Source organism: Pseudomonas sp. MF06569 (assembly GCF_059862735.1).
Map to the genome: position 1 here is coordinate 1 of NZ_JCBCUZ010000049.1, position 10032 is coordinate 10032.

The 10032-nt window shown below is 56.4% G+C and carries 7 protein-coding genes and 4 pseudogenes; 8 read left to right on the forward strand and 3 right to left on the reverse strand.

Annotation, left to right across the window (positions count from 1 at the left end; translation table 11 throughout):
* Positions 1-127, forward strand: a pseudogene (locus tag AC19YQ_RS24275) (IS3 family transposase); the annotation flags it as partial.
* A gap of 7 nt (positions 128-134) precedes the next feature.
* Here AC19YQ_RS24275 and AC19YQ_RS24280 read toward each other — a convergent pair.
* Positions 135-1511 carry an IS30 family transposase gene (locus AC19YQ_RS24280; RefSeq protein ID WP_500596117.1) on the reverse strand — a complete coding sequence of 459 codons (1377 nt, stop codon included), beginning with the start codon at positions 1509-1511 and terminating at the stop codon, positions 135-137.
* Between the two features lie 32 nt (positions 1512-1543).
* On the opposite strand from AC19YQ_RS24280, the pseudogene AC19YQ_RS24285 reads away from it, so the two are divergent.
* The 3 genes and pseudogenes from AC19YQ_RS24285 to umuC all read left to right on the forward strand — a co-directional run.
* Positions 1544-1864 (forward strand): annotated as a pseudogene (locus AC19YQ_RS24285) (integrase core domain-containing protein); the annotation flags it as partial.
* Between the two features lie 163 nt (positions 1865-2027).
* The gene (locus AC19YQ_RS24290; protein WP_326397538.1) at positions 2028-2381 is read left to right on the forward strand and encodes a hypothetical protein; all 354 of its coding nucleotides are present in this window, start codon (positions 2028-2030) and stop codon (positions 2379-2381) included.
* A gap of 391 nt (positions 2382-2772) precedes the next feature.
* Entirely contained in the window at positions 2773-4050 is a 1278-nt protein-coding gene (gene umuC, locus AC19YQ_RS24295; protein ID WP_500596118.1) for a translesion error-prone DNA polymerase V subunit UmuC, read from the forward strand.
* A gap of 174 nt (positions 4051-4224) precedes the next feature.
* Here umuC and AC19YQ_RS24300 read toward each other — a convergent pair.
* A pseudogene (locus AC19YQ_RS24300) lies at positions 4225-4777 on the reverse strand (LysR substrate-binding domain-containing protein); the annotation flags it as partial.
* A gap of 1 nt (position 4778) precedes the next feature.
* Between AC19YQ_RS24300 and AC19YQ_RS24305 the strand changes: the two are divergent.
* A pseudogene (locus tag AC19YQ_RS24305) lies at positions 4779-5258 on the forward strand (zinc-binding dehydrogenase); the annotation flags it as partial.
* 373 nt (positions 5259-5631) lie between these two features.
* Entirely contained in the window at positions 5632-6003 is a 372-nt protein-coding gene (locus AC19YQ_RS24310; RefSeq protein ID WP_133077988.1) for a hypothetical protein, read from the forward strand.
* A 73-nt stretch (positions 6004-6076) separates the two neighbouring features.
* Here AC19YQ_RS24310 and AC19YQ_RS24315 read toward each other — a convergent pair whose 3' ends face one another.
* Positions 6077-7315, reverse strand: coding sequence for an acyl-CoA dehydrogenase family protein (locus AC19YQ_RS24315; protein ID WP_133077987.1), 1239 nt, complete (start codon positions 7313-7315; stop codon positions 6077-6079).
* A 313-nt stretch (positions 7316-7628) separates the two neighbouring features.
* Here AC19YQ_RS24315 and AC19YQ_RS24320 point away from each other — a divergent pair, with 313 nt between their 5' ends.
* Together AC19YQ_RS24320 and AC19YQ_RS24325 are read left to right on the forward strand one after the other, a co-directional pair.
* Positions 7629-8552, forward strand: a complete 924-nt coding sequence (locus AC19YQ_RS24320) for an ABC transporter substrate-binding protein (protein WP_500596119.1) — start codon at positions 7629-7631, stop codon at positions 8550-8552.
* Positions 8553-8569: 17 nt separating this feature from the next.
* Positions 8570-9889: an LLM class flavin-dependent oxidoreductase gene (locus AC19YQ_RS24325; RefSeq protein WP_326397544.1), complete on the forward strand. Its 1320-nt coding sequence runs from the start codon at positions 8570-8572 to the stop codon at positions 9887-9889.
* The last annotated feature ends 143 nt before the right edge of the window (positions 9890-10032 follow it).

Below are 10032 nucleotides of genomic sequence, written 5' to 3' on the forward strand. Positions count from 1 at the left end.
CCGAGTGGTGGGCTGGGCGTTATCAGAAAAGCCGGATGCAGACTTGGTGATCAAGGCGTTGGATGTGGCTTACGAGCAGCGTGGCAAGCCGCAAGGCCTGCTATTTCACTCAGACCAGGGATCCCAAGGCGAATTCAACCGGTCGTCGCAACACTGGATTGTTGGACTGATTTTAGATACTCATTCAGTGCTTCGGCAGGTGTCTTCCAGCCGAGTGTTTTCCGGGGCCGCGTGTTCAGCACATTAGCCACGGCTTGGATCTCATGCGCACTCCAGCGAGACAGATCGGTACCTTTTGGGAAGTATTGCCGTAGAAGGCCGTTCGTATTCTCGTTTGTACCGCACTGCCATGGACTATGAGGGTCAGCAAAGAAGACCTTCACTCCGGACTCGATGGTAAATCGAGCGTGATCCGACAGCTCCTTCCCACGATCCCAGGTCAAAGATCTCCACAGCTCGATGGGAAGATCAGTCACTGTTTTCTTCAATGCGTTGGCCATACTAACAGCCCCGTATCCAGCCAGCGCCGGGCCGTTCTTCGTCCGGGGAATTAGCCCATAACCTTTCTCGCGAGGCAGATGGACGAGCATGGTGAATCGAGTTGAGCGTTCGACCAGCGTTCCAATCGCAGAACGGTTCAGACCAATGATCAGGTCGCCCTCCCAATGCCCGGGTACAGCCCGGTCCTCTACCTCAGCAGGGCGACTGGAGATCATGACATCCTCGCTGACGTGTGCCCATGCTTTGGCTTGCGCTCTAGCTCTCGGCACGCGCAATGCTCGCCCTGAGCGCAGACAGCTCACCAGTTCGCGTTTGAGAGCTCCTCGACCCTGAATGTAGAGCGCCTGATATATGGCTTCGTGAGAGATGCGCATGGATTCATCGTCCGGAAAATCGATCTTGAGTCGGTTGGTAATCTGTTCGGGCGACCAGCCATTGACCCATTTACGGTCACTGCGATGTGGTTTATTTCGGCCTTTGAAGGGTGCTTGTCGAGGCCCAGCAATCTCACGGCCATCAGCGTCTTTAACTTTACCCTCAAGACGGTCTCGTATGTATTGATGCAATCGCGGATTAGTGACCAGTTTCGCTGGCTTCGGTCTCTTGGCAACTAGTTCTGCCTTCCATTGCGCAACTGAAGCTCGATATTCAAGCCGACCGCCACGAGTTGCAGCATTACGTGTCAGCTCCCGTGAAATTGTCGATGGGCTTCGTCCAAGGCGACGGGCAATCTCACGAACACCAACACTTTGCGCCCGAAGCAGCCCAATCTCTTCTCGCTCTGCGAACGATAAGTACTGTCCTGAAATGTGGTTCGACATGAATAATGGCATCCCGCCCCGATGACGGAACCAGCGTGTGCCTACCGCTGTTGATACGCCAACGGCTTGTGCTGCTTTTTCGCTTGTGATGCCGGTCGCGATCTGCACCCAGAACAGCCGCTCGATCTCATTACGAAGTGACGGCGCACCTGGAGAACGCATCGCTCCCCGGCCCGTTAATTTTTGCATCCATCCTGCGGGTCGTCCCATAAACACCTCGGTCAAAGGTGTTGCGACGACCGGTTGAATTCGCCCAATATGGCAGCCGCAACTTTCGCCAGCGGCTGTGGCGTTATCGCATGCGTCAGAGTATGAGCCGCCGAGGAAACTGCTGGGATAATGCGCCGATGGAGCGGGTTTTTCGCAGCTTGAAAACAGAGTGGATACCAACCACTGGCTACATGACCGGCCACCAGGCTCAGAGAGATATTAGCCAGTACCTGATGCATCACTACAACTGGATCCGACCTCATCAATTTAACGATGGATTGGCCCCAGCGAAAACGGAAGAAAAACTCAAAACCGTGTCCGGGATGAGTTGACCACTACATGGGCTAATTACGCACGTAACACGGAGAAATGGGCTGACAAGCTCGCCAAGGTGGCGCGTACGGGATATTTCGCGGTCAATAGCGCCAAATTCAGCGGGATTTTCAACTTACTGCGCGGTTGCGGCAAGTTGATCGGAGCTTCCCTAAGGATTTGATGGTTTCGTTTCGTGACGAGGTGCTTCGCAAAAGACTTGAGTCCACTTTGCCCTGCAACTTGAATGACAAGTGGCTGGAGCTGTTGGCTGCGCAGTTGGAGGCGTACTTTGAGCGCGATGTCGAGGAGGCACTGTCTCTCCCGTTCGCCGCTGTGCTGCATATCTTGTGCTCCAAGAGTGGAGGCGAGGCCATCACGGTCTCACAAGACAAGCTGTTCGATCACCTCTGTGATTACCGTATTGAGTTAGGGCTTGAAGAGATAAGGCGAAAGACAGATTCAGGTAATGAGCCAGCCAGTTTGCAGACGTTTTTTACCAACCGCGCTGTCACGTTTCGTGGCGCAGAAGATTAATCGGCCACCATCGATTGCGGTGAGCCGATGCTTGATTTGCTGGCCCCTGTAGACGCTGTCACCGGGCCGGTGACATGAGCGTCAACTCGGGCCTGGATATCCTCGGCACTTATCTGTGGCGAAGATTGAGAGTGCTCACCTGCGACAAACCCCGGGCTCCTCCCGTCAGAAAACCCTGACAGAAATATTGACCAGATACGTCCTACAGCGTTAACTGTATATTCATACAGTTAATTAAAGGCGTGCGTCATGAGCTTTACACTCTTGGGTCTTCAGGCTGAAGGCGGCGTCCGTTTACCCCTTCACGCGTTCAAGATGTCTGCAGTTTTCCCGTTACCGGCTGCTGACGCTTGCTCGAATGGGGGGGGGGTTACTCACAGCGTGCGCCGCCATGGTCACTAAGCCCAGGCCGGTTTTTGCATTGATTGACTGCAACAGCTTTTATGCCAGTTGCGAGCGGGTATTCCGACCGGACCTGGCGAAAGTTCCCATTGTGGTGCTGAGCAACAATGATGGCTGCGTCATCGCTCGCAGTTACGAGGCCAAGCCCTTTGTGAAAATGGGTGAGCCTTATTTCCAGATCAAGCAGCGCCTCCAGCAGGAGGGGATCGTTGCGTTCTCATCGAACTATGCGCTGTACGGTGACATGAGCGAGCGGGTCATAAGCCTGATCGAATCCATAGTGCCGGCAGTGGAGGTCTACAGCATTGATGAGTCGTTTGCTGACCTGACCGGTATCGCAGACGTCATCGCCCTGGGCAGGCAGTTGCGAGCCAGAATCCTCAAGTGCACCGGCATACCCGTGGGTGTTGGTATTGGCCACACCAAAACCCTGGCCAAGCTCGCCAACCATACGGCCAAACGCCTCCAGACACGCACCGGTGGTGTGGTGAATCTGTGCGGTGATCTTGAACGCGACTGGGTGCTGCGTAATACGGCCGTGTCTGAAGTGTGGGGGGTAGGGCGCCGCATGACCGCTCACCTTGAAAGCATGGGCATCAAGACTGCGATGGACCTGGCCAAGGCTGACCCCTGGTCACTTCGTAAAAAGTTCAGCGTTGTGATCGAGAAAACGGCACGTGAGCTGTCGGGCACCTCATGCCTGGAGTTGGACGAGCCTGATCCACCGAAGCAGGAGATCTGTTGCAGTCGAATGTTTGGCAAACGGCTGACCGAGCTGGCACCGATCAAAGAGGCCGTGGCCACGTACATGATGCGTGCCTCGGAAAAACTGCGAGCGCAAAAATCTTACTGCAAGAAAGTCCGGGTCAGCATCCGCACAGGCATGTTTAACCCGGATGAAGCGAAATACGCGAAAGGCGTCGTCGTGACCCTGCCATACCCGACGGATGATGTGCGGCTGCTGACCAAGGCGGCCGTTGATGCGTTGGAGCATGTTTTTCAGCCCGGCTTCAAGTACAGCAAGGCCGAGGTGCTGCTGCTGGATCTTCGCCAGCCCGGGGAGTTTTCCGATGATCTGTTTGCGATGAATCAGCCCGCAGAAGCATCCAGGGTGATGGCGGTTCTGGATCAGATCAACGGGCGTTGGGGCAGGGGGACGTTACGTGCCGCCAGTGTGCCGAGCAAGCCGGATTGGAGCATGCGTCGGGAGATGATGAGCCAAAGCTTTACTACGAGGCTGGATCAGTTGTGGCGGGTTTCGTGTTAATGGGTGAAAAACTGTCGTGGCCTGCTGGTCCGGGTGGTAACAGTTCAGTGTTCGCCTCATACAAGTTTTAAGTCGATTTGAGGCTGTAAAATGGCCCCCCGGCCGATGTCTGCGCAGCCTGCGAGCAAATCAGACTCAGCCTGCAAACAATCAGGATTGAATCCTGGCTCTCTTTTACTCCAGCCAGGAGTGAGAAAGGAGGGCAAACCGCTGATTCACCCAGTCAACAAAAGCGTGAACCTGCGGAGCGAGGTGGAATCTGCTCGGATACAGCACGGATACCGGGCGTGGGCGTGGCCGATATTTTTCGAGCACTTGCACCAAAGATCCATCAGCCAGGTACGGGTCCAGGGTTATTCCCGGAGCCTGAAGAATGCCAAAGCCAGCAACGCCACATTGCACATAAGCGTTGGACTCATTGACAACGATACCGTGGCGACTGATGTAACTGCTGTCGATGCCATCCTGCGAAAATTGCCAGGGGAGGGGGGCGCTGGTTTTGCCCGGACAGAAAACTGATACCACGGTGAGCCTTGAGATCTTCCAGCGTATCCGGTACGCCGAACTCCCGAATATATTCAGGCGCAGCGCACGTCACCATGGTGGCCATACCAATGCGTCGGGCCACCAGGCTGGAGTCCGGCAGCTCCCCGATCCTGAGTACGCAATCCACTCCTTCGGCGACCAAATCGACTGTTCGGTCGGTCACGCCTAAAGTCATTTCGATTCAACTGGCCACCGCCCTCGGTGCAAAAGTCATTGTGACGTCGAGCAGCGACCGGAATCTGGAAGCTGCAATCAAGCTTGGCGCAGTAGCTGGCGTTAACTACCGGGCTAATCCCAAGTGGGAAAATGAAGTTCTGGGCCTCACGGACGGCAAAGGCGTTGACCTGCTTTTGGACGTTGCGGGTGGCAATGGCCTGAACCAGTCAATTGCTGCAACCAAAGCCGCAGGCAAGATCGCTCAAATCGGCTTCCTGACGGGGCAGACCACCGCGCTGAGCCTGATGCCGCTGATCTTCTGGCAGACGACCATACGCGGCATCGCGGTCGCGCCACGCTCTTTGTTTGATCGAATGAATGCCTTTCTCAACGAAAACGAGATCAGTCCCGTAATCGATAAGGTCTATTCGTTTGAAGAAGCGCGACAAGCCTACGAGCACTTGGCGAGGGGCGCCTTCGGAAAGGTCGTGATCAAGATTTCCTGATTGTACGGTCGGGTGAGAGGTTGAGTTTCAGGTCATCCGGCCTTGCCGCCCTGTGTGCGAAAGCACGCGGGGCGTTTTAGCAGGTCACGTCATAAGTTGTTGTTTACGGAAGAAAAGCTGTAGGAGATTTCGTATGAATTAGAAGGTTTGGTCTTGATTGGTTCGGTATCGCTTACCTGATTTGCGTAGGGGGGTGTTCAGTGCCAGTTTTACAGGCCGCCACCGTACTTGTTATGTGCTACTCGACAAGTACGCAATGGCAACAAACCGGTCTCCATAAGTTCAGAGGATAAAGATGAGTACTATCACGTGCCCCAGTTGCGGGAATGAGGCCAGTGCGTTCGGCACGGTTACGAATTGCTGGTGTGACAAAATGTATTGTGACCATACCAGCGGCATGTTTGCTTCTTACAGTTGTACCTGTGGTTCGAGGGGGGTAACCCCAGAGGCGAAACAACATCAGGAACACCAGGAAGCCAAATTCCTGAACGAAATGGCCCGTGATGTTTCGGCCCTGCTCATGACGCTGCCGAGCATAATCACGGAGACATTTTCGGTTCAGAGTGCCATCGCCAACTACGAAGATGTGCAAGTGGTTTTCACCAATGGGCGTAGTGCAGCGATCACTGTGACCTGCGTGTACTCGACCCCTAAGGAGTTCCAGGTAGCCAGCAATGATCAGATCGTTGTGGCGAAAGGAGGAAGGGAGCTCAAGGCGGCGCTGGCAAGCATTGCCAATGCTTGATCTTTCCAGTTGAACCTTCACCGGCTACCCGCTCAGCCTGTCTGTAGGGCAGGCTGAGCGGGTAGCCGGGTACTCAGCCCTTGGCTACACCCACCCGCCACTGCGAGGGCGGTACCAGGCCGTTGACCAGGTAGTTGCCCACGATGCGCGATTTGTACACGCGGGGGTTGTGGTTGGCCAGGGTGCGTGCGTTGCGCCAGAGTCGATCCAGCGCCTTGTTGCTGGCGGTAGCGCTGGCACCCAGGGCATCGAACAGCGCTGTGGTCGCTGCGAGCGTGGCATCCACCACGGGATTGACTGCCAGGCACACTTCAAGCTCGGCCAGTGCGACCTGCGGGTCGTCGTGGGCCAGCGGTTGGTCACTGGCTATCGTGTACTGCGCGGTTTGCTCCAGACGCTGCGCAGCCTGCCGGGTAATGGCATGTGCCGCGTAGGCCTGGCTTGCCACTTCGCCGATCACTTGCAGCAGTTGCACATCTTGCGCGGCGACATCGGCATTGCCGGTGGAAAAGGTTCTGGATCGTTTGCTCAGCTCATCGGCGCCACTCAAGGTTGCGCGGCGGGCGATGCCGGCGAGGGTGCTCAGGTGATAAATCTGAAAGAACGATTGCCCATAGGCAAAACGCTGGTCAGTGGGGCGCGGTTCATCATCCAGTCGCACGTTATCAAAGATGCAGGTGCCGCTGGCCGTCAGGCGTTGGCCAAAACCGTTCCAGTCGTCAATGACCTGTACTCCCGGCGCTTTAAGGTTGACCACTACGCTGTACAGCGTCCCGTCGTCACCGGTGCCGATCGTGTTGATCAGGTCGCTGTAAAGCGCCCCGGTGGTGTAGAACTTTTTCCCGCTGATACGCAGCGAGCCGTCGTCAGAGCGATGGATGCGTGTTTCAAACTCGCCACGGGTCTGTGTGCCCACTTCGGTACTGCCTGGCGAGAGCAGCGCGCCTTGGCTGAGCGTGTCGAGCCACTTTGCCTGCCACTCGGGACTCTTTGAAACCAGCACTTCCTCGCAAAAACCAAAATGCCCGCGCAGGGCCTGGGTGATGTTCGAGTCTGCTGCAGACAGTTCGGTCAACAGGGTGAGCAGCTCAACCAGCGTGGCGTCTTGCCCTCCATAAGTGGCGGGCAAGCGCCAGCGCGGCAAGCCCAGTGCATTCAATTGCTGGATCACAGTGGCAAGGCTGCTGCGTGACCCGTCAGCCTCTGCGGCTTGCGCACTGATGTGTTCAAACAGCGGGCGAAAGGGGGCTGCCAATTGTTCGTAACGATCGGTCGGGGCGGTGCCCCATAGGTTCAATTCAGGATTAGGCATGCAATCTGACCTTGCCGGGCCTGCGCTCAAAGGCGCACTGGCGCTGGAATGAGTGAAGTAAATGCGATTGGGCCCAGTGGTCTGGTGAGGTCACCTTAATCCTGGATGGGTTAAATGCTTAATACCAAAAACAGCTAACCAAATACCCGGACAGGGTTCTATGTATATGCCTTAAAAGTATTAGATGTTTATGTCTTTATTGCGTTAGCTTCTAAAAACGCCACGCTTGGCGATCCATAAAGCCTCTTTTCTCAATGCCAGACTGCATGCCTACAGATGGTTGAGTTATCCGTTAACTCTGTAGGAATCTTTAATGACAATACGTCGAAAATTGCTAACCCTGCTGGGTCTGGCCTCGCTGGCGCTGCAGGGCGCACCCACTTATGCTGCTGCACCGCAGACCCTGGTCGTGGGGGATCAGTTCTTCTCCAATCGCATTGTTCTGGAGCTCTCGGGTGAGCTCAAAGACTTGCCTTACACCATCGACTTCAAACGCTTCAATACCGGCTCTCCCGTGGCTTCGGCAGTCGCCAGCGGCGCGCTGGATATTGGTGTGGTGGGCGACACCCCGGTGATCAGCCTGGCGGCCAACGGAGCTCCGGTCAAAGTGGTGGCCAGTACCCAGACCAGCCTCAACGGCGTAGGCATCGTGGCCCGCCCGGGTATTAAGTCGGTGGCGGACCTCAAAGGCAAAACCGTCGCGATCTGGAACGGCTCGTGGAGCCAGCAGATGATGTTCAAGGCGCTGGATGAAGCCGGAGTCCCGCGTGACAGCGTGAACTACAAGTTCCTGTTGCCCGCTGAGGCGAGCATGGCCTTGAGCCAGGGTGACATTGACGCCTTTGGTACCTGGGAACCCTATGTTTCCTTGCAGGAGAAAGAGGGCAGCACGTTGATCCGCAATGCCAAGGGGTTGATGAGCGCACCGACCTATGTAGTTGCGTATGAGCCGGTGCTGGCGCAAAAGGGCGAGATCATCAAGGACTTTGTTGAGCGTCTGACCCGTGCCCGGGTATGGAGCCAGAGCCATGTCGACGAATACGCGGCTGCCTGGTCCAAGGCCAACCAGTCTTCCCCGGAAATCGCCAAGGCCTGGTTCAAGCGTGATGCCATTACCGTATTGCCCATCTCGCCCACCATCGTCAGCGAAGCCCAGGCCACCTCTGATTTTCTCTACGACGCCAAGCTGCTGAAAAAGCCCTACGACGTCACTCCCATGTTTGACCGCGCACTCTGATCACCGAGGAAAACCTTATGGCCAAGCAAATGGCATTGGCGGGGTTCATGCTTTCGGGCCCCGTGGTACATAGTCACGCGGTGTGGCGTCACCCGCAGACCCATAGCCACTTTCTCGACCCCGACTACTACATCGAAATTGCCAAAACCCTCGAAGACGGCTGCTTTGACCTGTTGTTTTTTGCCGATCGCCTGGCGGTTGGCGATCAGGCCGGGCAATCACGTGCGCGCTCTTTTGAGCTGGGTGCCCAGGATGCTGCGCGGCTGGACCCGTTGCCGATTCTTAGTCTGCTGGCCGGTCACACCAGGCATATTGGCCTGGGGCTGACGCGTTCCACCACCTACTACCAACCACCCCATGTAGCGCGGGCGATTGCCTCCCTCGATCACATTTCCAAAGGGCGAAGTGCGTGGAACATCGTCACGTCCATGAACGACAGCGAAGCGCGTCTGTTTGGTCATGCGCAGCATCTGGCCCATGACCAGCGATACGCCCGTGCCGATGAGTTTGTCGAACTGGTGCTCAAGTTGTGGAACAGCTGGCAGCCTGATGCGCTGGTGCTGGACAAGGTTCGCGGCATTCTCGCGGACCCGGACAAAATCGATGCCTTCAAGCACCGCGGTACTTTCTTTGAGTGTGAGGGGCCGCTGAATATCCCGCGTGTACCCCAGGGCCAGCCCGTATTGATTCAGGCCGGGGCGTCGGGCCGTGGTCGGCAGTTTGGTTCGCGCTGGGCAGAGGTCATTTTCAGCATCAACAGTCGGGTAGAGCGCATGCTCGAATTCCGTCAGGACATCCACCAGCAAATGCGCGCCATTGGCCGCAACCCCGATGACTGCAAAATTCTCACGGCGGTCATGCCATTCATTGGCGGCACTGAAGCCGAAGCGATCAAAAAGCGCGATGAACACAATGCATTGGCCAACCCTGAACTGGGGGTGATCACCCTGTCGACCCAGTCCAATTTCGACTTCACCCGGTTCCCGCTGGACACCCGCCTGCTGGACATCGCCAGGCACTCGGCGACGCCGGACGTGATTGCGCAAAAACTGCGTCTGGAGCGCGACATCACCCTTGGCGAGTACGGTGCCATCATGGCCGCCAGTATTCGCGTACCGCAATTGGCGGGCACCGCCGAAAGCGTGGCGCAGCAACTGATTGACTGGTTGGAGCAGGGTGCTTGCGACGGCTATGTGGTATCGCCTGCCTACCTGCCAGGCACCTTCACGGAATTCACCGAGTCGGTGGTGCCGATCCTGCAACGTCGCGGTTATCTGCGCACGGCGTATGAACACCCGACGTTGCGCGGTCATCTGGGCTTGAAGAGTTTTGGCTGAGATTACAAAGCGAGGGGCTTGAACGAGCCCCATGAAAGACAGGACACCGTTTCCCCCTTACGATAAGGGATAGGCAAACGGTTATGTTTATGACTAATAGCAACGATAAGAGTGGGGAGCTTTTGGGCCAGGAGCGGCGGCGC